Origin of the sequence: Haloplanus sp. HW8-1 (genome assembly GCF_023703795.1) — an archaeon.
Lineage (GTDB): Archaea > Halobacteriota > Halobacteria > Halobacteriales > Haloferacaceae > Haloplanus > Haloplanus pelagicus.
In genome coordinates this window covers 83,640-106,672 of record NZ_CP098518.1, presented here as the reverse complement: position 1 = coordinate 106,672, position 23,033 = coordinate 83,640, and the positions used below count along the sequence as shown (strand labels likewise).

24 protein-coding genes and 1 tRNA gene are annotated in these 23,033 nt (G+C 67.2%); 11 read left to right on the top strand and 14 right to left on the bottom strand.

What is annotated here, in order from left to right:
* Positions 1–17: 17 nt before the first annotated feature.
* From hisH to NBT82_RS00600, 4 genes are all read left to right on the top strand, one after another.
* A complete protein-coding gene (hisH, locus tag NBT82_RS00615; RefSeq protein ID WP_251329659.1) occupies positions 18–704 on the top strand; it encodes an imidazole glycerol phosphate synthase subunit HisH in 687 nt (228 codons plus the stop codon).
* Between the two features lie 45 nt (positions 705–749).
* A complete protein-coding gene (locus NBT82_RS00610) occupies positions 750–2,171 on the top strand; it encodes a sensor histidine kinase (protein ID WP_251329658.1) in 1,422 nt (473 codons plus the stop codon).
* A gap of 43 nt (positions 2,172–2,214) precedes the next feature.
* Complete coding sequence (gene pheA / locus NBT82_RS00605) at positions 2,215–3,018, top strand: prephenate dehydratase (protein ID WP_251329657.1); 804 nt, start codon at positions 2,215–2,217, stop codon at positions 3,016–3,018.
* A gap of 94 nt (positions 3,019–3,112) precedes the next feature.
* A complete protein-coding gene (locus NBT82_RS00600; RefSeq protein WP_251329656.1) occupies positions 3,113–3,532 on the top strand; it encodes an Hsp20/alpha crystallin family protein in 420 nt (139 codons plus the stop codon).
* 7 nt (positions 3,533–3,539) lie between these two features.
* On the opposite strand, the gene NBT82_RS00595 is transcribed toward NBT82_RS00600, so the two are convergent.
* Positions 3,540–4,973, bottom strand: a complete 1,434-nt coding sequence (locus NBT82_RS00595; RefSeq protein WP_251329655.1) for a two-component system sensor histidine kinase NtrB — start codon at positions 4,971–4,973, stop codon at positions 3,540–3,542.
* A 173-nt stretch (positions 4,974–5,146) separates the two neighbouring features.
* Between NBT82_RS00595 and leuS the strand changes: the two genes are divergently transcribed.
* Positions 5,147–8,014, top strand: coding sequence for a leucine--tRNA ligase (leuS, locus tag NBT82_RS00590; protein WP_251329654.1), 2,868 nt, complete (start codon positions 5,147–5,149; stop codon positions 8,012–8,014).
* Positions 8,015–8,238: 224 nt separating this feature from the next.
* Here the strand turns inward: leuS and NBT82_RS00585 are convergent, their stop codons facing one another.
* From NBT82_RS00585 to NBT82_RS00565, 5 genes are all read right to left on the bottom strand, one after another.
* Positions 8,239–9,234, bottom strand: a complete 996-nt coding sequence (locus NBT82_RS00585; RefSeq protein WP_251329653.1) for an ornithine cyclodeaminase family protein — start codon at positions 9,232–9,234, stop codon at positions 8,239–8,241.
* A gap of 42 nt (positions 9,235–9,276) precedes the next feature.
* Positions 9,277–10,194 carry a hypothetical protein gene (locus NBT82_RS00580; protein WP_251329652.1) on the bottom strand — a complete coding sequence of 306 codons (918 nt, stop codon included), beginning with the start codon at positions 10,192–10,194 and terminating at the stop codon, positions 9,277–9,279.
* A 108-nt stretch (positions 10,195–10,302) separates the two neighbouring features.
* Complete coding sequence (gene thsB / locus NBT82_RS00575; RefSeq protein ID WP_251331319.1) at positions 10,303–11,934, bottom strand: thermosome subunit beta; 1,632 nt, start codon at positions 11,932–11,934, stop codon at positions 10,303–10,305.
* Between the two features lie 239 nt (positions 11,935–12,173).
* Positions 12,174–12,569: a DUF7383 domain-containing protein gene (locus tag NBT82_RS00570; protein WP_251329651.1), complete on the bottom strand. Its 396-nt coding sequence runs from the start codon at positions 12,567–12,569 to the stop codon at positions 12,174–12,176.
* Between the two features lie 45 nt (positions 12,570–12,614).
* Positions 12,615–12,770, bottom strand: coding sequence for a hypothetical protein (locus tag NBT82_RS00565; protein ID WP_251329650.1), 156 nt, complete (start codon positions 12,768–12,770; stop codon positions 12,615–12,617).
* Between the two features lie 165 nt (positions 12,771–12,935).
* Between NBT82_RS00565 and NBT82_RS00560 the strand changes: the two genes are divergently transcribed.
* Positions 12,936–13,127 carry a hypothetical protein gene (locus tag NBT82_RS00560; protein WP_251329649.1) on the top strand — a complete coding sequence of 64 codons (192 nt, stop codon included), beginning with the start codon at positions 12,936–12,938 and terminating at the stop codon, positions 13,125–13,127.
* 251 nt (positions 13,128–13,378) lie between these two features.
* On the opposite strand, the gene NBT82_RS00555 is transcribed toward NBT82_RS00560, so the two are convergent.
* The 6 genes from NBT82_RS00555 to citZ form a co-directional block, all read right to left on the bottom strand.
* Positions 13,379–13,459: transfer RNA gene (locus NBT82_RS00555), tRNA-Ser, on the bottom strand.
* A gap of 26 nt (positions 13,460–13,485) precedes the next feature.
* Positions 13,486–13,692: a DUF7981 family protein gene (locus NBT82_RS00550; RefSeq protein WP_251329648.1), complete on the bottom strand. Its 207-nt coding sequence runs from the start codon at positions 13,690–13,692 to the stop codon at positions 13,486–13,488.
* On the bottom strand, positions 13,689–14,069 hold the full coding sequence (locus NBT82_RS00545) for a Rid family detoxifying hydrolase (protein ID WP_251329647.1): 381 nt from the start codon (positions 14,067–14,069) through the stop codon (positions 13,689–13,691). The genes NBT82_RS00550 and NBT82_RS00545 overlap by 4 nt, the downstream gene beginning before the upstream one ends.
* Positions 14,070–14,160: 91 nt before the next feature.
* Positions 14,161–15,390, bottom strand: a complete 1,230-nt coding sequence (ilvA, locus tag NBT82_RS00540) for a threonine ammonia-lyase (protein ID WP_251329646.1) — start codon at positions 15,388–15,390, stop codon at positions 14,161–14,163.
* 214 nt (positions 15,391–15,604) lie between these two features.
* Positions 15,605–15,997, bottom strand: coding sequence for a gamma-glutamylcyclotransferase family protein (locus NBT82_RS00535; RefSeq protein ID WP_251329645.1), 393 nt, complete (start codon positions 15,995–15,997; stop codon positions 15,605–15,607).
* A 13-nt stretch (positions 15,998–16,010) separates the two neighbouring features.
* Positions 16,011–17,147, bottom strand: a complete 1,137-nt coding sequence (gene citZ / locus NBT82_RS00530) for a citrate synthase (protein WP_251329644.1) — start codon at positions 17,145–17,147, stop codon at positions 16,011–16,013.
* 186 nt (positions 17,148–17,333) lie between these two features.
* Between citZ and dcd the strand changes: the two genes are divergently transcribed.
* The 3 genes from dcd to NBT82_RS00515 are packed head-to-tail and all read left to right on the top strand — an operon-like array spanning position 17,334 to position 19,524.
* Positions 17,334–17,915 (top strand): dCTP deaminase, encoded by a 582-nt coding sequence (gene dcd / locus NBT82_RS00525; RefSeq protein ID WP_251329643.1) that lies wholly within the window; start codon positions 17,334–17,336, stop codon positions 17,913–17,915.
* Complete coding sequence (locus tag NBT82_RS00520) at positions 17,912–18,841, top strand: thiamine-phosphate synthase family protein (protein ID WP_251329642.1); 930 nt, start codon at positions 17,912–17,914, stop codon at positions 18,839–18,841. The genes dcd and NBT82_RS00520 overlap by 4 nt, the downstream gene beginning before the upstream one ends.
* Entirely contained in the window at positions 18,838–19,524 is a 687-nt protein-coding gene (locus NBT82_RS00515; RefSeq protein ID WP_251329641.1) for a class I SAM-dependent methyltransferase, read from the top strand. The genes NBT82_RS00520 and NBT82_RS00515 overlap by 4 nt, the downstream gene beginning before the upstream one ends.
* A 16-nt stretch (positions 19,525–19,540) precedes the next feature.
* Here the strand turns inward: NBT82_RS00515 and NBT82_RS00510 are convergent, their stop codons facing one another.
* Both NBT82_RS00510 and NBT82_RS00505 read right to left on the bottom strand, forming a co-directional pair.
* A complete protein-coding gene (locus NBT82_RS00510; protein ID WP_251329640.1) occupies positions 19,541–20,299 on the bottom strand; it encodes a DUF7001 family protein in 759 nt (252 codons plus the stop codon).
* A gap of 5 nt (positions 20,300–20,304) precedes the next feature.
* Entirely contained in the window at positions 20,305–21,231 is a 927-nt protein-coding gene (locus NBT82_RS00505; RefSeq protein ID WP_251329639.1) for a sulfide-dependent adenosine diphosphate thiazole synthase, read from the bottom strand.
* Positions 21,232–21,336: 105 nt separating this feature from the next.
* Between NBT82_RS00505 and NBT82_RS00500 the strand changes: the two genes are divergently transcribed.
* Complete coding sequence (locus NBT82_RS00500) at positions 21,337–22,320, top strand: glutathione S-transferase family protein (protein WP_251329638.1); 984 nt, start codon at positions 21,337–21,339, stop codon at positions 22,318–22,320.
* 45 nt (positions 22,321–22,365) lie between these two features.
* Positions 22,366–23,028 carry a hypothetical protein gene (locus NBT82_RS00495; protein ID WP_251329637.1) on the top strand — a complete coding sequence of 221 codons (663 nt, stop codon included), beginning with the start codon at positions 22,366–22,368 and terminating at the stop codon, positions 23,026–23,028.
* The last annotated feature ends 5 nt before the right edge of the window (positions 23,029–23,033 follow it).

Genomic DNA, 23,033 nt, shown 5'->3' with positions numbered 1-23,033 from the left:
CCCACGGAGTGGGGGGTATGAGCCTGTCCGAACCCCCGTCGGAGGCGCTCGCGGACGTGGTCATCGTCGACTACGGCCTCGGCAACCTCCGGTCGGCGACGCGAGGCCTCGAACGCGCCGGCGCGGCCGTGACCATCACCGACGACCCCGACGACTTCGCCGCCGCCGACGGCATCGTGTTGCCCGGCGTCGGCGCGTTCCGCGAGGGGATGGAGAACGCCGGCCCCTACCGCGAGGCCCTCGCCGACGCCGTGTCCCGTGGCCAACCGGTCTTCGGCATCTGCCTGGGGATGCAGATGCTCCTCACGTCGAGCGAGGAGGCCGACCACGCCGGCGAGGGCGAAGTCGTCGGCCTCGACTTCGTCCCCGGCCGAAACGTGCGGTTCGACGAAGGGCAGACGGTCCCCCACATGGGCTGGAACGAACTGTCGGTCGAGCGCGATCACCCGCTGGTCACGGGTGTCACGGGGAGCGACCGCGGCGGCTCCGTCGACGGTGAATACGCCTACTTCGTCCATTCTTACTACGCCGTCCCCGAGGACGACCGGGCCGTCGTCGCTACCACCGACCACGGGCGCACCTTCCCCGCCGTTATCGCGAACGATGACGGAACCGTCTTCGGAACGCAGTTCCACCCCGAAAAGAGCGGCGAGACGGGACTGACGATCCTTCGAAACTTCGTCGACATCTGTTCTCCGGACTGATAATCGGAGCCGTATTTTTATACTGACCTCGTCGGAAGGGAGGACGTGGACGAATCGATCGCGACTGCGACCGGCTCCGACGCCCGCGACCTCTTCGAGCGGCTCCCGGACGGTGTCCTGGTTCACGACCCGGACACCGGCGTCGTTCGCGCCGCCAACGGTCGGTTCGCCGACCTGACCGGGTACAACCGGGAGGTCCTCGTCGGCCAACACGTCGAGGATCTGGTCGCCGACGGCTGGCGACCGGAACCCCCCGCCGACCGACTGCTCGATGCCGCCCGAGGCGACGCGGCGGCGGTGGAGTGGTTACTGGGCCGGCGCGACGGGGAGTCCTTCTGGGCCGAACTCTCCGCGTCGCCCGTGGAACTCGACGGCGAGTCGTGTGTCCTGTCGACCGTCCGGGACGTGACCGACCGGAAGCGTCGGCGGGACGAACTCGGCCGGTTCGAGGAACTGGTCGAACACGTGCCGACGGGCATCTTTCGGGCCCACGACGACCCCGACGGGACCTTCCTCGAAGTCAACCCCACCATGGTCGACCTGTTCGGCGCCGACGACAGGGGCCGCCTGCTCTCGACGCCGGTGACGGACATCTACGCCGACCAGAACGACCGTCGCGAGTTCTTCGACGCCGTGGCCGAGAGCGGCGTCGTCACCGAGAAACTGGAGCTTCGGACGCTCGACGGCGAGACCTTCTGGGGACTGCTCACCGTCTGTCGGTTCGATCCTGCCGACGGCGAGTCGTATATCGACGGTGCGATCAAGGACGTCACCGAGACCCGCGAGTACCAGCGGGTGCTGGAAGAGCAGAACGAACGCCTCGAACTCCTCAATCGGATCGTTCGCCACGACATCCGCAACGACATGCAGCTCATCCAGGGGATGACCGATCTGCTCGACACCGCCGTCGGCGAGACGAACCGGCCACAACTCGAGACGGTCCGTAGCCGCACGGATCACGTGATCGAACTGACGGACGTGATGGGAGAGCTGATGGAGACGCTCGTCGCGGAAGCCGATTCGACCCTCGAACCGGTGCAACTCTCGTACGTCTTGAACCGGGAAGTGCGGGAGGCCCAGTCGAGCTATCCGGACGCGGCGATCCGTAGCCGGGGGAACGTCCCGCTCGTCGAGATCGTCGCCAACGACATGCTGGGATCGGTGTTCCGGAACCTGCTGAACAACGCGGTCCGGCACAGCGATCGCGAGGAACCCACTGTCACCGTCTCCGCCGCCGTCGAGGGTGACGACGTGATCGTCCGGGTCACCGACGACGGCCCCGGCATCCCCGACGACCGGAAGGAGACGGTCTTCGGTAAGGGGGAGAAGGGCCTCGAGAGCGCGGGGACGGGACTGGGACTTCACCTGGTGTACACGCTCGTCGATCATTACGGCGGCGAGGTGTGGATCGAGGACAACGACCCTCGCGGGACCGTGTTTGCCCTCCGATTCGACCTGGCGACGTGACGGACCCGACGCGTTTTTCACCGCGCCACGCGATCCTCGGTCCATGGAAGCCATCACGCTCGGTCCGGCGGGGACCTACTCCCACCGCGCCGCGCGGGCGGCCGCCGACGAGGTCACGTTCAGCGAGTCGGTGACGGCCATCGTCGAGGCGGTCGCCGACGGCGAGTACCGCCGCGGTGTCGTCCCCATCGAGAACAGTATCGAGGGAAGCGTCACCGAGACCCTGGACGCCCTGTCCGACTACGACGTGGGCGTCGTCGAGGAGGTCGTCACGCCGATTCGACACGCCCTGCTGGCGCAGTCGGAGTCGTTCGACGTCGTCGCCAGTCACTCGCAGGCGCTCGCCCAGTGCCGGACGTTCCTCGAAGCCGAGTACCCCGACGTGACCCTCGAAGCCGTCGCGAGTACGGCTCGCGGCGTCGAACACGCCCGCGAGGACGGAAGCGTCGCCGCCATCGCTCACCCCGACAACGCGGACGAGGACCTGCAGATCCTCGCCGAGGACATCCAAGACCGAAGCTCGAACGCCACCCGGTTTTTCGTCATCTCGCCCGCCGAGGAGCGGTCCACAGCCGGCGGCAAGTCGACGATCGTCGTCAACCCGAACGCCAACTACCCCGGACTCCTCCTGGAGTTGCTAGAGGCCTTCGCCAACCGCGACATCAACCTCTCCCGCGTGGAGTCCCGGCCCACGGGCGACCGCCTCGGGGACTACCTCTTCCACATCGACTTCGAGGCCGGCCTGTACGAGGACCACGCCGCGGCCGCCGTCGAGGAGGTCGAGGATATCGCGGCCAACGGGTGGGTTCGCCGACTCGGGTCCTACGACACGCGACACGTCGTCTGAATCGGCGTGACTCCGAGGTACAGTCCCGCTACCGTGCGTGTGGATAGCTCCCGTCCTGCTAGCTTTATCCCCTCATCGAGCGTACGAGATGTCGGTGACGTACCCCATGCAACCCAACTACGTCAGTGAGTTCGACGACCTGTTCGAGCGGATGAACCGGAGCCTCGGGACGGGCAGCCGATCCGGGGGAAGCGGTGACTTCGCCGTCGACATCGCCCACTACGACGACGAAATCGTCGTGACGGCGGACGTCCCCGGATTCGAGCGGGAGGCGCTCGACGTCTCCATCGACGACGACCGCCTGACGATCCACGCCGAGTCCGAACTGGAGGAGTCGTCGGAAGACGACGCCTACCTGCGCCGCGAGCGCCACCACCGCTCGATGCACCGCACGATTCAGCTACCGGCCGGAGGCCACCACGACGGCACGTCGGCGACCTACCGGAACGGCGTGCTCACGGTGACGATCCCCGTCGAACGCGACGACGACGTCCACCGCATCGACGTGGAGTAGCCCGCCGTCAGGTCTCCGCGAGGGGGAGTTCGACGACGACGACGGTTCCCCGCGGCTCGTTCTCCTCGATCCACACCTCGCCGCCGTAGTGATCGACGAGCGAGTCGACGAGATAGAGACCGAGCCCCGTCCCCGCGCTCTCGAGGCCCTTCTCCCCCTTACCGAAGACGTCCCCCTCCAGTTCAGCCGGGATGCCGGGGCCGTCGTCGGCGACTCGCACCCGAACCCGGTGGTCGCCACGCAGCAGGTCCGCAGAGACGGTGACGGTGGGCTCCTCGCGGTCGTTGTGCTGGACCGCGTTGTTCAGCAGGTTCCGGAACACGGAGGCGAGCAGATCGTTCGCCTGCACCCGCACGTCCGGAATCTCGCCGTCGAGGGCGAGGGTGGCGTGGTCGAAGGCCTTGCGTCGCCGGTCGAGTTCGCCCTGAAGCGTCTCGGCGAGCGACACCGGTTCCAGCGGGAGTTCCGTCTCCCCGGCGACCGTGCGGGCGAGTTCCCGGGAACTCCGGGTGAGTTCGACCACGTGTTCGCCGGTCGCGGTGATGGTATCGAGGTACTCCCGTCCCGGTTCGTCGACGTGTTCGTCGAGGAGGTCGGCGAGCCCGGTCACGATCTGCATGTCGTTGCGGATGTCGTGACGGAGCACGCGGTTGAGCGCGCGGAGTTGGTCGCGTGCACGCTCCAGTTCGTTCTCGGAGGCGCGGCGTTCGCTGATGTCCCGCGCGACGGAGAGCACCGCCGGCGCGCCGTGATACCGGACGACGCTGGCGCTGACCTCGACGGGGATGACCTCCCCGTCGGCGGTCAGCTGGACGGTTTCGTAGACGATGCGATCGTCGTCGGTGACGTACCGCCCGCGAGCCTCGCCGTTCCCCACCACGTCGTCGATGGACCGGCCACGGAGCGACGGGGGGCCGTACCCGAGTCGATCGACCGCACCTTCGTTGATCGCGAGGATCCGGCCCCGTGTGTCGTGGACGAACACCGTCTCGCCGATGCCGTCGAAGAGGTCCCGGTACTCGTTTCGGGCGTTGCGGAGCGACTGGATGGTCGCCGACTGTTTCGCCGTGAACAGGCCAGCGACGAGGCCGGCGGCACCACCGGCACCCACGAAGTTCAACACGATCAGCGTCGGTCGAACGCCGGTCGCCGAGACGAGGGTATCGAGGATCACGACCCGCGCGAAGCCGCCGAACGTAACCATCCCCGCGAGCGACGCGACTGGGACGTGGAGGGCGGTCGTGCCGTCGAGGTCGCTCCGGAGGACCCACCCGGCCGCAACGAGGAGGAGGAGCACCAGTCCGGTGGGCGCGGCGGTCGCGGGCGACAGCGCACGCCAGGGCACGCTGTCGAGGGCGACGATCCAGACGCCGAGCACCGCCCCGGCGAGGCTCACGAGCCCCACTGCGCCCGCGATCCGTCCGGACGACGACTCACTCACGACTGTATTCGCCAACCCCTGTGTCGGGAACACGGATAGATAATGGTCGCTTACCGCCGCGCGGACCGAGAGTAATGACTCTTATCCGGGGGGCTGCGACGACGGCCGGTGCCGGCGTCGTGTCGGCCGACGGGATAGGAGTTATTTTAGGTCGGCGGGACCTGATCCGGCATATGGACTACGACCCGCAGGACATCGAGGAGCGCTGGCGGGAGCGCTGGGCCGAGACGGGCCGGTACGAGGCCGACCCGGACGGCGACGGCGAGGACGCGGCGTTCATCACCGTCCCCTACCCGTACCCGAGCGGTGGGATGCACATGGGCCACGTCCGGACGTACACCGTCCCCGACGTGTACGCTCGTTACCGTCGACAGCAGGGCGACAACGTCCTCTTTCCCATCGCCTGGCACGTCACCGGCACGCCGATCATCGGCGCCGTCGAGCGCCTGAAGAAAGGCGAGTCGGAGCAGCTGTCGGTACTGCGGGACACCTACGACGTCCCCGAGAACACCCTCCAGGACCTGGAGACGCCGATGGGCTACGCCCGCTACTTCATCGAGGAACATTACAAGCGGGGGATGAAGTCGCTGGGGCTCTCCATCGACTGGCGCCGCGAGTTCACCACCAACGACGACCGCTACTCGAAGTTCGTCACCTGGCAGTACGAGACGCTGCGGGAGCGTAACCGCCTGGAGAAGGGGCTCCACCCCGTCAAATACTGCACGAACGAGGAACAGCCAGTCACCACCCACGACCTGCTGGAGGGCGAGGAGGCCGAATACCAGGAGTACACCCTGATCCGCTTCGGTCTGGAGGATGCGGTGGTGCCGATGGCGACGCTGCGGCCCGAGACGGTCCGGGGTGTCACGAACGCCTACGTCGATCCCGACGCCACGTACGTCCGGGCGACGGTCGACGACGAGACGTGGCTGGCCTCCGAGGCGGCAACGGAGAAACTCCGCCTACAGGCACACGACGTGAGCGTGACGGAGACGTTCGTCGGCGCGGACCTGGTCGGTCGATCGGTCACCAACCCCGTGACCGGCGACGAGGTGCCGATCCTGCCGGCGACGTTCGTCGATCCCGACAACGCCACTGGCGTCGTCATGTCGGTGCCCGCTCACTCCCCGGACGACTACCTGGCGCTCCAGGAGGCGAAGGCGGACGACGAACGCATGGAGCGCTACGGCGTCGACCCCGCCGTCGTCGCCGCTATCGATCCGGTGCCGATCCTCGGCGTCGAGGGGTACGGCAAGATCCCGGCGAGGGACGCCGTCGAGTCGGCGGACGTCACGTCCTCGAACGACCCCGAACTGGAGGACGTGACCCAGGAACTGTACAACCGCGAGTTCCACACGGGTCGCCTCCACGACGACTACGGCGAGTTCGCGGGCGAAGTGATCGAGGACGTGCGCGAAGCCTACCGAGCGGCGGGTGTCGAGGCCGGTCACTTCGACACCATGTACGAGTTCTCCGAGGAGGTGATCTGCCGGTGTGGCGGCGACGTCGAGGTGGCCGAACAGGACACCTGGTTCCTCCGATACAACGACGAGGACTGGAAGGCAGCGACCAAGCGGGTCGTCGAGAACATGGAGTGCATCCCCGAGAACACCCGCGGGGAGTACGACCACACCATCGACTGGCTCAACGAGTGGCCCTGCATCCGCAACTACGGGCTGGGGACCCGGCTGCCGTGGGACGACGACTTCGTCATCGAGCCCCTCTCGGACTCGACGATCTACATGGCCTACTACACGCTCGCGCCTCGCCTGCGCGAGATTCCCGTCGAGGATCTCGACCGCGAGTTCTTCGACGCGCTGTTTTACGGGCCCGAGGCCGTCGACGACCCCGATCCGCGAGCGCTCGACCTGCGGGAGGAGTGGCGCTACTGGTACCCCGTCGACTACCGCTTCTCGGCGAACGACCTCATCTCGAATCACCTCACCTTCTATCTGTTCCACCACGCGGAGCTGTTCGACGAACCGCAGTGGCCGGCGGGCATCGTCATCATGGGCATGGGCCTGCTGGAGGGACGGAAGATGTCCTCCTCAAAGGGTCACGTCGTCCTTCCGGACGAGGCCATCGAGGCGTACGGCGCCGACACGGTGCGCTTTTTCCTGCTCAACTCCGCGGAGCCGTGGCAGGACTACGACTGGCGCGCCGACCAGGTCGAGAGCGTCCGCGACCAGCTCGAACGGTTCTGGAACCGCGCGACCGAACTGCTGCCCGAGGAGCCGGCGTCGACGTTCGCCGACGACCCCGCGGCACGGGACCTCGAACATATCGACCGGTGGCTGCTCTCGAAACTCCAGCGGACCGTCCGCGAGACGGCCGAGGCGATGGAGGGCGCGGAGACGCGGACCGCGAGCCAGACCGCCTTCTACGGGTTCGAGGAGTCGCTCCGGTGGTACCGCCGCCGGACGGACCTGGATCGACCGGGGGCGCAGTGGACGCTCCGCCACGCCCTCGAGACACGTCTGCGCCTCCTCGCGCCCTTCGTCCCGTTCATGGCGAACGAACTCCACGAGCGGTTGACGGGCGACCCGGCCGAGGACGTCCCGTGGCCGGAGGCCGACCCCGACCTGGAGCGCACCGACACGGAACTGCAGGAGCGACGGATCGAACGCCTCACCGAGGACGTCAACGACATCGTCGACGTGACTGGAACCGACCCCGACGCCGTGTGGGTGTACGTCGCCGCCGACTGGAAGCGGGCAGTGTTCGACGCGGTGGCCGAGGTCGGCCCGGACGTGGGCGCGGTGATGAGCGAGGCGATGAGCGACCCCGACCTGCGCGAACGGGGCGACGCGGTCAACGACCTCGCGGGCGAACTCGTCGACCTCGTGCGCGATATGGACGACGAGACGGTCGCGGCCATGGGCGGCCTCGACGAGATGGCGGTCTACGAGGCGGCCGTACCCTTCCTCGAACGGGAGTTCGACGCCGAGGTGTCGGTGTACGCCGAGGACGCCGATCCGCCGGATCCGGGCGGGAAGGCGAGCGACGCCGTCCCCTTCCGTCCGGCGATCTACATCGAGTAGCCACCCGATCAGGATTCAGTCGGACGGAGGCCTACCGACGGGACACGAGCGACGACGAGGCGGGCGGGACGGGCTACCGAACCCCCGGAGGGCGGTTTCGCACCCGGCCCGACGCCGGGAGGGACGTGGTCGGCTGGAGTGTCTGCTTGGGGATGTTGACCCTCCTCACCCCCTGCTCGCGTTTCTGGTTCTCGCCCAACTGATCGTCGAGGTACTGGACGCGGTCATGCGGAGTCACGGCCGAGACCGAGCAGGTCGAAGGCCGTCCCCGCGCCCGCGGCCGAGGCCCGTTCGTAGACGACGTGGGCGGCGGCCACGTCCTGGATGGCGAGGCCAGTGCTGTCGAAGACGGTGACGCCGTCCTCGGGGGTTCGGCCCGCCTTCGTACCGGTCACTACCGCGCCGAGTTCGGCGTGGATGTCGGCGTCGGTGAGCCGTCCCGACCCGTAGGGGACGTTGATCTCGCCGGAGTGGGTACACTGGGCGTGGTCGTCGACGACGAGTTTCGCGACCGCCAGCAGGTCGTCGGCGAGTTCGTGTTTGCCGGGCGCGTCGGCGCCGACGGCGTTGACGTGAGTGTGGTCGCCGACGGACTCGACGATCGGATCCCGGACGGGGGTCACCGTCGAGAGCACGTCGCAGTCGGCCGCCTCGGCGATGGACCCGACGCGCGCGTCGAACCGGTCGCTCACCGCGTCGACGAACGCCCGCGCCCGGTCCGCGTCGGCGTCGGCGACGACGACGGTGTCGATAGGGCGGACCGTCGCGACGGCGTCGAGTTGGGCGACCGACTGGACGCCCGCACCGACGAGTCCCATCGAGGTGGCATCCGCGACCGCCAGATGGTCGGTGGCGACGGCGGCGGCCGCGCCCGTCCGCCGGGTCGTCAGCGCCGTGCCGTCCATGATCGCGAGGGGAACCGCCGTCTCGGGATCGGAGTAGATCATCGTCCCCATCACCGTCGGAAGGCCGTGACGCTCCTCGTTGTGCGGGTGGGAGTTCACCCACTTCACGCCCGCGGCGTCCCAGTCGTCGGCCCGGAGGTAGGCCGGCATCGACCGGAAGTCGCCGTCGTACTGCGGAAGGTCGACGTAGGACTTCGGTGGCATGGTCGCGTCGCCACGGTCGTAGGCTGCGAAGGCCGCCTCGACGGCGTCGACGAGCGATTCCATGGGGGCGTTGTTCTCGACGGTCTCGCCGTCCAGAAGCAGGGTCTCCATGGTCTCCCTAGCGCCTCCGGCGAGTTACCCGTTTCGCGGGAGTCACCGGGTCGCGGTACCGGTGGCGGTGCCCGACCCGGCCCCGGTCCCCGTCCCGCCACCCTCGATACCCACCTCGAACGACCGGTCGACCCCGGGACCGACCACCGCGAACTGGACGCAGTCGGGGGGCGTCTCGCTCCCGACGTGGTAGTCGACGGTGACCTCGTGAGTCGTCGACTCGCCGGACGCGAGCGACAGGTCGAATCCGGCCGCCGAGTAGAGCGGTCCCCCGTGGTTGATCGCCCCGCGAAAGACGCCGGGGCCGTCGCCTGCGTTGGTCACGTCGAGGGTGACGGGGATCGGTTCGTCCGCCGGGACGGCGTCGGGGACGTCGACGCCGGTTTCGAACGCGGGCGGCGGCGACCGCAGGGCTTCGGCCGCCGACGAGGGGAGGGTCCACCGCGCCCCCTCGCCGAGGACGACGGCGAGGTCCGTCGTCGCGACGGGGGCCGGGAGACGGAAGGCGAGATAGCCGTGTCGCCCCGCGTCGCCGTATCGGCGTCCGCTCACGGGGGCGTCGACGCGCGCCGGACCGAGCGCCTCGATTCCGGCACCGTACCGCACGTCGGCAACGACGACGCCGAACGCGTCGGGCGATGGGGGACGGCTCCCGCCTTCCGCGGCCACGGTGACGAAGAGGAACTGGTCGGTGCCGGCCGCGACGACGTCGAACGCGTCGGGGGCGGACAGATACCGGGCCGAGTGGGCCACGGCGGGGTCGGAGACGGTGACGGTCACGCCGTTGACGTCGACCGACCGCCCGAGGGGGACCGGCTCCGACGCGGGGGAACCGGGGGTGGCCGTCGATGTCGGCGTCGACGTCGGCGACCCGGTCGATCCGGACGGACCGAGACAGCCGGCCAATCCCGCGGCCGCGGTACCGATACTCGCGAGAAGCGTCCGTCTGCTGGAGGGCATAGGCCGGGCTACCGGCGTCGGGGGTAAGGACCTTGTGTCGAAGACGGGGGAGAAAGCGTGCGTCGATCGGGGGACGAACGTGTCGAGGGAGGTGGGCGTATGCCTACGTCACATCGCGCCGCCCATGCCACCCATGCCACCCATGCCGCCGCCGGGACCGCCGGCACCCTCGTCCTCGTCGCCGGAGGTCGAGAGGTCGCCCGCGGCGATGATGTCGTCGATTTTCAGCACGAGGTTCGCGGCCTCGGTGGCCGAGGAGAGTGCCTGCTCTTTCGAGTGGGCGGGTTCGACGACGCCGGCGTCGAAGGTGTCGACCACGTCGCCGGTGAAGACGTTGAGGCCGGCGCGCGTATCGCCCGACTCGTGGGCGGCACGCAGGTCGACGAGCGTGTCGATGCTGTCGAGGCCGGCGTTGCTGGCGAGGACGCGCGGCACGACCTCGACGGCGTCGGCGAAGGCCTCGACCGCGAGTTGCTCGCGGCCGCTGACGCTGTCGGCGTAGTCACGCAGGCGACCGGCGAGTTCGACCTCGACGGCACCGCCGCCCGCGAGGACGCGACCGTCGGCCGTGGTCGAGGACACCACGTCGAGGGCGTCCTGAATCCCGCGTTCGAGTTCGTCGACGACGTGCTCGGTCGAGCCTCGCAGGAGGATCGTCACGCCGTGGGCGTCCGATCCCTCGACGTAGAACAGGCCGGCGTCGGCGTCGCGGGTGATCCGACCGGTGCCGAGGTAGGCGTCGGTGGCGGCATCGAGATCGGAGACGATCTCGGCGCCGAGGATCTCCTGCAGGAAGCCCATGTCGGATTTCTTCGTCCGGCGCACCGCGAGGACGCCCTCCTGGGCCAGCAGGTACTGCGCGAGGTCGTCGATGCCCTTCTGGCAGAACACCACGTCGGCGCCGGTGGCGACGATCTGGTCGACCTTCTCGCGAAGTTGCTGTTCCTCGCTGTCGAGGAACTGCTGGAGTTGATCGGGGCTGTCGACGTTGACCGACGCGTCGGCGTCGGTCTCCTCGACTTCGATCGCCTCGTTCAACAGGAGCACGTCCGCCGAGTCGAACTCGACGGGCATGTCGTCGTTGACGGGGTCCTTGTCGATGACCGCGCCGTTGAGGAGTTCGGACTCCGCGGCGGAGCGGCCGGTCTGGGTCTCGACCTCGACGAACTCGAGGTCGACGACGTGGCTCCCGTCCTCGGCCTCGACGGTGACAGCCTGCACCGCCTCCACGACCAGCCGGGCGAGCAGATCCTTGTCGAGTTCCGAGCTCTTGCCCGTCATCGACGTCTCCGCGACCTTCCGCAGGAGGTCCTCGTCCGTGGGATCGACGCGCTCCGCGACGTCGTTGACCTCCTCGCGGGCACGCTCGGCCGCCATATTGAATCCCTTGATGATGGCCGTCGGGTGGATGTCCTGATCGAGGAGATCCTCGGCGTTTTTCAGGAGTTCTCCCGCGATGGCGACGGCCGTCGTCGTCCCGTCGCCGGCCTCGTCCTCCTGTGTTTCGGCGACCTCGACGATCATCTCTGCCGTCGGGTTGTCGATGTCCATCTCCTGGAGGATGGTCACGCCGTCGTTGGTGATGGTGACACTGCCCATCGAGTCGACGAGCATTTTGTCCATCCCCTTCGGACCGAGCGTCGAGCGTACCGACTCCGCGACTGCGCGGGCCGCCGAGATGTTGTACTCCTGAGCGTCTTTGTCCTTGACGCGCTGGGCGTCCTCGCCCATAATGATCATCGGCTGACCCTGCTGCATTCGCTGACTCATGGTTCATCGACTGATTGTTTGTCCTTCTATATAAAAGGTGAGGTCATCGGCAGAGCGGTAACGATCAAGCAGACACGCTCGTTCGTGAAAAATCGGTAGACGTGAGTGATCTCGTGGTGCGACTGACAACTGTTATCACAGGCCAGGATGTGGCGATCGCTCGTCAGCTCACCGGTGTTTAAGTAAGTGTGTTCACGGCGGCCGGACCGTCACGGGGCTTCGGGCTCCTTCCAGTGGACAGTGACCGTCCCGACGGCGAAGGCGTCGTCGCTCTCGCCGGCGCGGACGATGCGGAGGTCGTTGGTGCCGGCGACGAGTTCGACGGCGTCGCCGAACGTGTCGACCCAGTACTGCCAGCCGTCGTTGGGCGGGATGTCGAACCCGCTCATCGGGTCGCCGTTGATCAGGATGTCGTGGCCGTACTCGCCGACGTCGAAGGCCTGGATGCCGACGTAGCCGTCGAAGGCGTCGTCGGTCGGCACCTCGAACTCGTGGGCGGCCGTCTCGTCGCCGGCGTTCTCGGCCCAGTCAAGATCCAGTTGCCGGCGCTCCGGCGCGAGCTGCGCGCCGACGAACATCGTCGCGTAGTTCGCACAGGGTGGCACGGACGACCGGTTGGGACGGGGCCGTCATAAGAGCGCCGACCCCGACTACGGTTCGTCGAACGCCGCCTCCTCCCCCTCGCCGAACTCCGGCAGTTCCGCATCTTCGTCGAGGGTTTCGAGTTCTTCCTCGTAGAGCCGCCGCCGCAGTTGCGCGCGCTTGTTCCGGCCGTTTTGTTCGCGACCCCGTTTCGTGTCAGGCATTGTCATACAAGGAGACGGGCGCCCACCACATGAACCTTTCTCCGCGTCGGGACCCCACGGAACCGTTCGATCGGCGGATAATCGTCGAGATCGAGCGACGATCAGCCACCGACTGCCGCGAAAGCCCGCCGTGTGTGTTAAGTGGATCGAGTGTGAAGCGTTACCATGTCACTGAAAGAGGGCGGGACCGAGGTCGGTCAGGAGAAACCAGCCGGCGTTCGCAGATACGTCGCCGAGGCAGTCTGTACCGACTGTGACTACGCCGAGTACCGGACGACGACCGGCGTGACGGGGTCGTTCACGCGATGTCCCGCCTGTGGCGGCGACCTGGTGATGCCACGCGACGCGATGAGTTAGAGAAGCGCCGGGACGGGGATTTGAACCCGATGGCGAGACTCGCTCACGCTCGTCTCGCGTGGTTCAAATCCCACCGCATCCGTGACGGCGTGCCCGAGCGACAGCGAGGGACGCTAAACTCCTCGTGGGATTTGAATCAGGGAATGAAACGAAGAACAGAACGAGCGTGGTTCAAGTCCCACCACATCCGTGACGGCACGTACCACACAGCGCGGACGTGAGACATCGTTCGGGTGGGTTACACGGAAAAACGCCGGGACGGGGATTTGAACCCCGGATCCCAGAGGGAACACGCTTTCCAGGCGTGCGCCTTACCACTCGGCCATCCCGGCTCAGTTAGGGATACCCGTTCGACCCTTTAACTCCTTTTGTTTCCCCGCATCCGTGGCTCCAGCACGTGGGTGAGTCCCGCAGACGCGGCGCCGACGAGGACGGCGACGCCGCCGAGGACGAGTGCCCCCGGACCGATCGGGCCGACGACCAGCCGGTATCCCTGCACGAGCACGAGGAAGGCGAGCGTCCCCACCAGTCCCCACAGGAGACTGGACGTGCGCTGGGTCGTCACTCCACGTCGGCGATGGCTTCGATCTCGAGGGCCGCGCCCTTCGGCACGTTCCCGACTTCGACGGCGCTTCGCGCCGGCGGCTCCGCGTCGAAGTAGGTCCCGTAGGTTTCGTTCATCTCGTCGAAGTCGTCGATGTCGTCGAGGAAGATGGTCACCTTCAGCAGGTCACTCGCGTCGGCGCCCTCCTCCGCGAGGATGGCCAGCACGTTGTCGAGCGACTGCTCGGTCTGTGTCGCGACCGATTCGTCGTCGAGCAGTTCGCCGTCGGTCGTCAGCGGGAGCTGTCCCGCGGTAAAGAGCAGCGAACCGTTGGTCGTCGCCTGACTGTACGCGCCAACCGCGGCGGGGGCGTCGTCGGTACTGATGGTTCGTTTCACACCCCGAAGTCACGCGGGATCCGGTTAAAGGTACACGCCTACGGCCGTTCCTGCCGCCGCCGGTCGGTCACGGTCGAGGGGGCAGGACCAATCAGACAGACATCTGGTAGCCGTTGACGATTTCGACCTCGTAGCCCGCCGTCCGGAGCGCGGACAGCAGTTCGTCGACGTGGTCCGGCCCCCGGGTCTCGACTTCGAGTTCGACGCGTGCGTCGTTCATCGCCACGTCCCGCGAGGTGCGGTCGTGGTGGAAGGCGGTGATGTTCGCGCGATGTTCGGCGATGATCGTCCCGAGTTCGACCAGCGCGCCGGGCTGGTCCTTGAGGATGGTCCGGAACCGGAGGTACCGCCCGGTGGCCACCAGTCCCCGCATCACCACCGTCGTCAACACGTTGAGGTCGATGTTCCCCCCACAGAGCGCGGGGACGATGGTCTCGCCCTCGTCGTATTCGACGGCGTCGGAGAGCAACGCGGCCAGCGAGATGGCGCCGGCACCCTCCGCGAGCGCCTTCTCGCGTTCGAGCAGGTAGGTGAGCGCGATGGCGATGGACTCGTCGTCGACGGTCACCACCTCGTCGACGCGTTCTTTGATCACCTCGAAGGTACGGTCGCCGATGCGGCGGGTCGCGATGCCGTCCGCGATGGTGTCGACGCCCTCACGCTCGTAGATTTCGCCCTTCCGGAGTGATTCGGCCGCACTGGAGGCACCCTCCGCCTGGACACCGATCACGCGCACGTCCGGGTCGTGGGCTTTCACCGCGGTGGCGATACCCGAGATCAGGCCGCCGCCGCCGATGGGGACGATCACGGTGTCGAGGTCGGGACAGTCCTCGACGATCTCCAGACCGATGGTCCCCTGCCCGGCCATCACCATCTCGTCGTCGAATGCGTGGACGTACGTGCGTCCTTCGTCCGCTTCGATCCGGTGGGCCTCGGCCTGTGCCTCGCTGTAGTCGGCGCCGTGCAGGACGACCTCGCCGCCGTAGCGTTCGGTCGCCTTGACTTTCGACACCGGAGCGTGGTCCGGCATGACGATCTTCGAGTCCACGCCCGCGCGGGTGGCCGCCAACGCGACACCCTGGGCGTGGTTGCCGGCGCTCGCGGTCACGACGCCGGCCTCTTTGTCCGTCTCGGCGAGCGTCTCGATCCGGTTCATCGCGCCACGGATCTTGAACGCGCCCGTGCGCTGGAAGTTCTCCAGTTTGAGGTGGACGTCGGCGCCGGTCATATCGGAGAACGCATAGGAGTACTCGAGCGGCGTATGGCGGGCGACGGCCGACACCCGGTCCCGGGCGTCGAGAACGTCCTCGAAGGTGAGCATACGCCCTATACCCGACGGTGCTGGTTAACGGTTTATGTACGGACGTCCCCGGCGGCCGCTCGGGGATGTCGAAAGGGGAATGCACGCGTGTGACGTGCGCTTGGATAATGACCGGCGATGCATATAAACGTCATGAAGGCGGGGCGAAAGTGAAAGTAACCGACGGCATCGGGATCCGAGGCGAGTCGGACGAGCGGCGCGCGTGGGAGGAGCCTCAGGAGTGGACCGGTCGGACGACCACCTCGCCGCCGTCGAAGTAGCGCCGAACCCGTTCGGCGAACGGTCCCGTGCCGGGCCACGTGATCGACTCCTCGCTCGCGAGCGCGTCGGGATCACCGACGTAGACGGCGGCCGTTCCCCCGTCGGTTCGTGGCGCGGACACGCGCACGTAGAGACCGCTGTCGACCCCCTCGTAGGCGTCGAGAGCGTCGACCTCGGCGGTTCGGAGGAGACGGCCGGCCGTCTCGCCACCGGGCGCGAGCGTCGGATACCGGCCGGCAACGGGGTGACAGCCCTCGAGAACCGCCGCACCGACGAAGACGAAGGAGTCGAGGACGGCCCCCACCCGCTCCGGTTCGGTGAGCGTCCCGTAGACGAACACGTCCATGGGTGACCGCGGGCTATCGCTCGTCGATGGGGACGAACTCGCGGTCGCGCTCGCCGACGTACCGGGCGAGGGGCCGGATCAGGCGGTTGTCCTCGTACTGTTCGAGCATGTGAGCGATCCAACCACCCACGCGTGAGACCGCGAAGATCGGCGTATAGAGATCCATCGGAATCCCCATCTGGTAGTACATGGACGCGGAGTAGAAGTCGACGTTGGGGGAGAGACCTTTCTCGTCGGCCATATACTCCTCGATGGTGACGGAGTAGTCGTACCACCGGGGATCGCCGGCCGTCTCGCCGAGTCGCTTCGAGTAGGTTTCGAGGATGGCCGCCCGCGGGTCGCGGACGCTGTAGACGCGATGCCCGAATCCGGGGACGCGCTCGCCCGCCGCGACCGCATCCTCGATCCACTCACGGGGTTCCTTCCCGCTGTCGTCGATTTCTTTCAGCATCCGCATGACGTTCTGGTTGGCGCCGCCGTGGAGGGCCCCGGCCAGCGTTCCGATGGCGCTCGTGACGCCGCTGTGGATATCGGACATGGTCGACGTGGTCACCATCGAGGAGAACGTCGACGCGTTCAACCCGTGGTCGGCGTGCAGGACGAGCGCCGTGTCGAACGCCTCGGCCGCCACGTCCTCGGGCCCCTCGTCGTTCAGCATGTAGAGGAAGTTCGCGGCGTGATCCAGTTCCGCCCGAGGGGAAACGGGATCCTCGCCGTTGCGACGACGGGCGAAGGCAGCGAGTGCCGTCGGCAGTTTGGCGGTGATCCGACAGCCCTTCGAGAGGTTGGCCTCTCGGTCGTCGGGATCGGCCCCGATGTCGGGGTCGTACGCCGAGAGCGTCGAGACGACCGTCCGCATCGCCGCCATCGGGTTCGCGTCTCGATCGGCGAGTTCCGCAATGAGGTCGTGGACGGCCGGGTCGAGCGTCCGCTGGTCGGCCAGTCTGGCGGCGAACGCGTCGCGTTCGGACCGCGTCGGCCACTCGCCGTTCCAGAGCAACGACAGCACCTCTTCGTAGCTCGCCTCGCGTGCGAAGTCCTCGATGGCGTACCCGCGGTAGCCCAACTCGCCGGCCTCGCCGTCGATGTAGCTCAGCCGGGACTCCGAGACGGTCACGCCATCCAGCCCCCGCTTGACCTCGTCAGACATACCCTACCGATTTCGAACCGTCTCAAAAAAGCGTTGCCGTTTCCCCTCACTCCGTCGTCACGAACGCGACCGCCGGGCAGTCGGGGGACCACTCCGCCTCGCGGACCGGGGCGGTACCGGAGCCGGGACCGGGATCGTCGCCCCGTCGACCGGGGAGATTTTACCGCTCGGCGCTACGGCCTAGGTATGATCCTGTCGGACACCGACATCCTCGCTCGTCTCGGTGAGGGTGACCTCGTGATCGACCCGCTCGACGACGTCGATCAGCAGGTCCAGCCCGCCAGCGTCGACCTCCGTCTGGGGGCGGAGTTCCTGGAGTTCCAGCGGACGAACATCTCCTGTATCCATCCCACCCGCGAGGGCGAAGTCAGCGAGTACATCGCCGAGACGGTCGTCGAGGACGGCGAGGAGTTCATCCTCCACCCCGGTGACTTCGTCCTGGGGACGACCCGGGAGCGCATCGAGATGCCGGGTGACCTCGTCGCCAACGTCGAGGGCCGCTCCTCGCTCGGCCGACTCGCGGTCGTCGTCCACGCCACCGCCGGCTTCGTCGATCCCGGCTACCGCGGCCAGGTGACCCTCGAACTGTCGAACCTCGGCACCGCACCCGTCGCGCTCACGCCCGGCATGCGCGTCTCCCAACTCGTCTTCACCGAACTCTCCTCGCCGGCGGACCGTCCCTACGGCAGCGACCGTGGCTCGAAGTACCAAGACCAGGAGGGGCCACAGGCCTCCCGCATCGGTGACGATCCCGAGTTCGAGCCATGAAGTTCATCGAGGAGATCGTCGTCGAGGAGTTCCTGCCCACGGTCCGCTCCATGCTCGCGGCCGATCTCCGCGACCGCGGCTTCACCCAGCGCGAGGTGGCCAACGCCCTCGGGATCTCGCAGTCCGCCGTCTCGAAGTACGCCCACGGTGACGTGACCACGAGCGATGCGATCAGCGGGGACGACCGGGTGCAGGACCTCGTCGAGCGGGTCGGCACGGGACTGGCGACGGGCGATATGAGCCGCGTGCAGGCGCTGGTCGAAATCGAGGTAGCGATCCGCCGACTGGAGGACGGTGACCTCCTAGCCGAGCGTCACCGCGAGGTCATGCCCGAACTCCGCGAACACGGCGGCGACTTCGACGTCCACGACCCTGACAGCGCCGTGCGAACGACCGAGGAGGTCCGCTCGTCGGTGCGTCGGGGACTTCGCATCCTGCGGAACACCTCGGGGTTCGCCGCTCTCGTCCCCAACGTCGGGTCGAACCTCGTCGAGTGTCTCCCCGACGCGACGGACGTCGAGGACGTGGCGGCCGTCCCCGGGCGCATCTTCGACGTACGGGGGACCGCGACGGTGCCCTCAGACCCCGAGTTCGGCGTCAGCGAACACGTCGCCTCGGTGTTGCTGTCGGCCCGCGCCGCCGGCGCGCCGGTTCGGGGGGCGGTCAACCTCCGCTACGATCCCGACCTGATCGCGGACCTGCGCGCGGCCGGCTACCGAACCGTCGAGTTCACGGTCGAGCGCGAGGGGAGAGAGGACGGCGAGACTACCCGGGCGGGCGTCGTCGACGCCGTCGGCGACGCCGGTCCCGACTCACCGTTCGTCCTCTATCAGACCGGCGGCTTCGGCATCGAACCCATAACCTACGTCCTCGGGGACGACGCCCCCGCGGTGGCCCGGATCGTCCGCGACCACTGCCGACGGTGACGGGAGCGACGCCCGACCTCGACCGTGCGGCCGCAGCCCAGGGATTTTATTCGCGGTGGGCGCGTCTCTACGACGGACTCGCCCGGCACACACCGGGCGTCCGCCGCCTCCGACGCGACGCCGTCGCGACCCTCGACCTCGTTTCCGGTGAGACCGTCGTCGACGTCGGCTGTGGGACGGGCGCGAACCTCCCGCACCTCCGCGAGCAGGTGGGGCCGACGGGGACCGTCCTCGGCGTCGACTTCGCTCCGGGTGCCGTGACCCGGGCCCGCGACTACGTGACCCGGACCGAGTGGGAGAACGTCCACGTCTGTCGGGGCGACGCCACCCGCCTTCCCCTCGACGACACCGACGCCGTTCTCGCGACCTTCCTCGTGGGGATGCTTCCCGATCCGGGGGCGACGGTCGAGACGTGGCTGACGGAGGTCGACCCGGACCGGATCGTCCTCCTCGATCTCGCCCGGAGCCACCGCTTCCCCGGCCGCCCGCTGAACCACGCCTTCGGCGCCGTCGTCGCCGCGACGGCGCCCCCGGGCACGCGCGACCACCACGACGACGCGCCCGTCCGGGTGCTCGACCGGCGCGTGGCCGCCGCACACCGGGCGGTACTCGACGCCTGCGTCGAGACGGATCACGAAACGCGGGCCGGCGGCTTCGCCTACCTGAGCGCCGGGCGTCGGTAGCCCGTCCCGGGAACGGCTACCCGTACCGCGCGGCGTGAGCCGCACAGAAGGAGGGGTCGCGCAACTGCGCCCGCACGACGCCCGGTTGTCGGTGGGCGTCGTACAGCCGACAGTCCGCCTCGTCACAGAACGCCGTCCCCGTCTCGAGGAAGTCGACCGCCGCGAGGACGTATCCCCGGAGCGCCTCGGTCGTCCGAGGGTCGTCGGCGACGAGGAACTCACCCTCGATTTCGGCCTCCAGCACCTCGCGGGGCGGCGCGTCGCCCGTCAGCATGGCGTGTTTGCTCTTTGCCTCGTAGTAGGCCTCCGGCTTCGCGGGCGCCTCGTAGAGCCCGGGGACCGAGACGAGCGCCGGTTGGCCGAGGACGGCCACGCGCTTGTGCCAGCGGCCGTCGTGCTCGCCCCAAGTTCCGATGACCCGGTCGAGCAGAGGGACGTGCAGGTGATCGAGTCCCTGCTCGCCGGGGAGGCGGGCGTTCAGCGCCCGCTGGACCGCGCGGCCGTCGTAGACGACGCCGCCCGCCCGCTCCGGGGCCGAGAGCGCCCGCTCCTCGTAGCGGACGATACCGACCATCGTGTTCCCGGTCTCCCGATCGTAGGGATCGGTGACGCGGGCCGCCGCCAGCGCCTCGGGGAGGTCGTCGCCGGCGAGACGCCCGAGTAGTCGGTCCCGCACCCGGACGTCGGCGTCGATCCGGTCGCGAAGCCACTCGGCGATGGCGTCCGCGTCCGCGGCCGTCGTCGGCGCGCGATAGAGCGTGACCGTCTCGACCATCGGGCCTAGTCGTCGGCGGGCGCGCGCGACGTGAGTTCGACGTCGGCGGCGTCGACGCCGAGTTCGTCGATGGCGGCCTGGGCGGCACGCTTACCCGAGACGAGCATCGCGCCGAAGGTCGGCCCCATGCGCGGCAGGCCGTAGGTGGTGGCGACGGCCATCCCCGTCGCGATCAGGCCGTCGTGGACGAGTCCCGTGTGCTCCACCACGGCGTCCTCGCTCTCGCCGACCCACATCGAGTCGTGGCCCGGCGAGTCGTGGCCCGGTGCGCCGTAGGAGTCGTCGCCCGTCTGGTCCATCCCCTTGTTGTGTTCCTTGGCGTGCTGGATGCCCGGCGCGTCGAGGACGCCCCGCTCGTCGAGTTTGGTGACCGCGACGGCGTCGTGACCCGTCGCGTCGATGACCAGATCCGCCTCGACGGCGATGGGATCGACGCAGGTGATCTCCCGGGGCAGGGCGTGGACCGGCGTCCAGTTCATGACGATGCCGCCGACGCGGTGATCCTCGCGGATCACGATGTCGGTGAACTCAGTCATGTTCTGCATCTTCGCCCCCGCGTCGCACGCGGCCTTGATCAGGCCGGAACACGCCTCCGGCCCGTTGGCGACGTACAGCCCCTCGGTGTCCTGGGCGGGCTTGTAGTCGACGTCGAGGTCCTCCAACACGTCCTGGGCCGGGTCCCGCACCGTCACCTTGTTCATCAGGAAGCCGCCGAGCCAAAATCCGCCTCCAAGGTAGTTGTTCTTCTCGACGACCATCGTCTTCACGCCGCGCTCGGAGAGCTCCTTCGCGGCCATCAGTCCCGAGGGACCGCCGCCGACGATCAGGACGTCCGAGTCCGAGAAATCCATGAACTCCTCGGTCCACTCCTGTCCGATCGCCCGTGTCACGTCCGCTTCGCCGACCTGACTGAACTGCTCGTACGAAGACATACCATCCAGTGGTAACACTTGGTGGTGGAAATAGCTTGTGCAACGCCGCCGAAGGCTTTTCGCCGCTGCCCCCGAACCCCGTGGTATGCACGAGGTGAGCGAGCGGTGAGTCGACTCGTCGAGGGCGAGTGGATCGCCGACGCGGATCTGGAGACCGACGAGGACGGCGAGTTCCAGCGCCAGGAACAGGCGTTCCGAAACCGGCTCGGCCCCGACGGATCGTTCCCCATCGAGGCCGGGCGCTATCACCTCTACATCTGTCGGGCGTGTCCCTGGGCCCACCGCGTCGCCATGACGCGGGCGCTCAAGGGACTGGACGACGCCATCTCGCTCTCCCTGGTTCAGCCGGAACGCTACGACGAGGGCTGGGAGTTCTCGGACGAGCATTCGGACCCGCTCTACGGCGAGGCGTACCTCAGAGAGATCTACGTCCGCGCCGACTCGGACTTCACCGGCCGGCCGACCGTGCCCGTCCTCTGGGACACGGAGACGGAGACCATCGTCAACAACGAATCGGCAGAGATAATGCGAATGCTCGACGTAGCGGGCGACGAACTGGCGACCCGGGACGTCGACCTCTACCCCGAGGGCTACCGCGACGAGGTGGACCGTCTGATCGACGACATCTACGATCCGATCAACAACGGCGTCTACCGCGCCGGCTTCGCGGACTCACAGGCCGCCTACGACGAGGCGGTCACGGAGTTGTTCGACGCCCTCGATCGGTACGACGACCGACTGGCGAACCAGCGGTATCTCGCCGGCGATCGACTGACCGAGGCGGACCTCGCCATGTTCGCCACCCTCGTGCGCTTCGATCACGTCTACCACACTATCCCCACTACTTTCGCAAAAGACTACCGTGGCGTGGACGACCCACGTCCCGAGAAGTGGAAGCGCCTCCGGGATTACGACAATCTCCTCAACTACACGCGGGACATCTACCAGACCGATTCAATCGACCGGACGGTGAACATGGATCATATCGTCCGACACTATGCGTCTCCCGGTTCCCCGAACTTGGACACCCACGATCCGGACGACATCGACTTGGGGCTAACCGAACCTCACGGACGGGATAATCTGTGAATTGCCAGGGACACGTTTTTATCAAACGACAGATCAGTACCCCACATGGATCGGCGCGCATTCCTTGGGGTGATTAGCGCGTTAGGAGCTGGTTGTAGTAGTGGGGGGGAGAGTGAAACGCCGGAACCGACGGCCACCGACACCGAAACCAAGACACTAACTGACGCCCCGTCCGCTACTTCCCAAGATATGCCGACCAACACTGTAACCGAAACAGACACACCCATTAGAACAACTGAAGCACCCAATATCGACTCGGTGACTGTCTCCCCAGTTGATTTAATCGATAGTAATGCTATCTATCGACTTACAGTCGACTTCAATTCAAATACCCAAAACTCGGTCAATCCTGATTTTATGAATGGTGGGTTTCAATCGTCTGATAGTGAGAAATTAGTGCTTGTGAGAGCGTCCGTTGAAAACATCGGTGAGGAAAATGTCGATTTGGTAAGTGCCATTTTTGGTCTTCAAGCGGCCGGTCAGATCTACACGTTCGACATGCCTCTCGGTAAACACCAACTCGGAAGTGCATTACTTGAGCCGGGAGAGAGTGACAACGGATGGCTTCTTACGGGTGTCCCTGACACTGTGTCAGAAGCGTCGTTAATCGCAGAAAAGAATCAATACTACACAGCCAATTACGACTCAAGCTTACATATTGAATTTGAAAAAGACGAATCTATTGACGCGTCGATGGCAGAGTTGTGACCACC

What these genes read in the sequence shown, in the direction of transcription:
- NBT82_RS00505 (WP_251329639.1), bottom strand. Translation starts at nt 21,231, where the DNA reads ATGTCTTCGTACGAGCAGTTCAGTCAGGTCGGCGAAGCGGACGTGACA.
- NBT82_RS00565 (WP_251329650.1), bottom strand. Translation starts at nt 12,770, where the DNA reads ATGCCTGACACGAAACGGGGTCGCGAACAAAACGGCCGGAACAAGCGC.
- leuS (WP_251329654.1), top strand. Translation starts at nt 5,147, where the DNA reads ATGGACTACGACCCGCAGGACATCGAGGAGCGCTGGCGGGAGCGCTGG.
- NBT82_RS00585 (WP_251329653.1), bottom strand. Translation starts at nt 9,234, where the DNA reads ATGGAGACCCTGCTTCTGGACGGCGAGACCGTCGAGAACAACGCCCCC.
- NBT82_RS00510 (WP_251329640.1), bottom strand. Translation starts at nt 20,299, where the DNA reads ATGGTCGAGACGGTCACGCTCTATCGCGCGCCGACGACGGCCGCGGAC.
- NBT82_RS00495 (WP_251329637.1), top strand. Translation starts at nt 22,366, where the DNA reads ATGGATCGGCGCGCATTCCTTGGGGTGATTAGCGCGTTAGGAGCTGGT.
- hisH (WP_251329659.1), top strand. Translation starts at nt 18, where the DNA reads ATGAGCCTGTCCGAACCCCCGTCGGAGGCGCTCGCGGACGTGGTCATC.
- NBT82_RS00560 (WP_251329649.1), top strand. Translation starts at nt 12,936, where the DNA reads ATGTCACTGAAAGAGGGCGGGACCGAGGTCGGTCAGGAGAAACCAGCC.
- thsB (WP_251331319.1), bottom strand. Translation starts at nt 11,934, where the DNA reads ATGATCATTATGGGCGAGGACGCCCAGCGCGTCAAGGACAAAGACGCT.
- NBT82_RS00520 (WP_251329642.1), top strand. Translation starts at nt 17,912, where the DNA reads ATGAAGTTCATCGAGGAGATCGTCGTCGAGGAGTTCCTGCCCACGGTC.
- ilvA (WP_251329646.1), bottom strand. Translation starts at nt 15,390, where the DNA reads ATGCTCACCTTCGAGGACGTTCTCGACGCCCGGGACCGGGTGTCGGCC.
- dcd (WP_251329643.1), top strand. Translation starts at nt 17,334, where the DNA reads ATGATCCTGTCGGACACCGACATCCTCGCTCGTCTCGGTGAGGGTGAC.
- NBT82_RS00580 (WP_251329652.1), bottom strand. Translation starts at nt 10,194, where the DNA reads ATGCCCTCCAGCAGACGGACGCTTCTCGCGAGTATCGGTACCGCGGCC.
- pheA (WP_251329657.1), top strand. Translation starts at nt 2,215, where the DNA reads ATGGAAGCCATCACGCTCGGTCCGGCGGGGACCTACTCCCACCGCGCC.
- citZ (WP_251329644.1), bottom strand. Translation starts at nt 17,147, where the DNA reads ATGTCTGACGAGGTCAAGCGGGGGCTGGATGGCGTGACCGTCTCGGAG.
- NBT82_RS00535 (WP_251329645.1), bottom strand. Translation starts at nt 15,997, where the DNA reads ATGGACGTGTTCGTCTACGGGACGCTCACCGAACCGGAGCGGGTGGGG.